Below are 1,194 nucleotides of genomic sequence, written 5' to 3'. Positions count from 1 at the left end.
CGTTACTTGATGATCTTGGCGACGACGCCGGCGCCGACCGTGCGGCCGCCCTCGCGGATCGCGAAGCGCAGGCCCTCTTCCATCGCGATCGGCGCAATCAGCGACACCTTCATCTTCACGTTGTCGCCCGGCATCACCATCTCCACGCCCTCCGGCAGCTCCACCGCGCCCGTCACGTCCGTCGTGCGGAAGTAGAACTGCGGACGGTAACCCTTGAAGAACGGCGTGTGACGACCACCCTCGTCCTTCGACAGCACGTACACCTCCGCCTCGAACTCCGTGTGCGGCGTGATCGTCCCCGGCTTGCACAGCACCTGGCCGCGCTCCACCTCGTCGCGCTTCGTGCCGCGCAGCAACACGCCCACGTTGTCGCCCGCCTGACCCTGGTCAAGCAGCTTGCGGAACATCTCCACGCCCGTCACCGTGGTCTTCGTCGTCGGACGAATGCCCACGATCTCGATTTCGTCGCCCACCTTCACCACGCCGCGCTCCACGCGACCCGTCACCACCGTGCCGCGCCCCGAAATCGAGAACACGTCCTCCACCGGCATCAGGAACGGCTTGTCCAGCACGCGCACCGGCTCCGGAATGTACGAGTCCAGCGCGTCCACCAGCTTGATGATCGCCGGCACGCCAATCTCCGACTGGTCGCCCTCCAGCGCCTTCAGCGCCGACCCCTTGATGATCGGCGTGTCGTCGCCCGGAAAGTCGTACTTCGACAGCAGCTCGCGGACCTCCATCTCCACCAGCTCCAGCAGCTCCGCGTCGTCCACCATGTCCGCCTTGTTCAGGAACACCACGATGTACGGCACGCCCACCTGCCGCGCCAGCAGAATGTGCTCGCGCGTCTGCGGCATCGGACCGTCCGCCGCCGACACCACCAGAATCGCACCGTCCATCTGCGCCGCACCCGTGATCATGTTCTTCACGTAGTCGGCGTGACCCGGGCAGTCCACGTGCGCGTAGTGCCGGTTCGGGCTCTCGTACTCCACGTGCGCCGTCGAAATCGTGATGCCGCGCGCCTTCTCTTCCGGCGCCGCGTCGATCTGGTCGTACGCCTTGAACTCGCCGCCAAAACGCTCCGCGCCCACCTTCGTCAGCGCCGCCGTCAGCGTCGTCTTGCCGTGGTCCACGTGACCGATCGTGCCCACGTTCACATGCGGCTTCTTACGCTCGAACTTTTCCTTGGACATG

1 protein-coding gene is annotated in these 1,194 nt (G+C 65.7%); it reads right to left on the bottom strand.

Going from position 1 to position 1,194, the window contains the following annotated elements; translation table 11 throughout:
• Positions 1-2 precede the first annotated feature (2 nt).
• Positions 3-1,193 carry an elongation factor Tu gene (tuf, locus tag MBSD_RS13765; protein ID WP_062537872.1) on the bottom strand — a complete coding sequence of 397 codons (1,191 nt, stop codon included), beginning with the start codon at positions 1,191-1,193 and terminating at the stop codon, positions 3-5.
• Position 1,194 lies beyond the last annotated feature (1 nt).

The organism is Mizugakiibacter sediminis, from assembly GCF_000953855.2.
GTDB lineage: Bacteria > Pseudomonadota > Gammaproteobacteria > Xanthomonadales > Rhodanobacteraceae > Mizugakiibacter > Mizugakiibacter sediminis.
The sequence above is the reverse complement of the archived record's forward strand: the minus strand, read 5'-3'. Positions and strand labels throughout refer to the sequence as shown.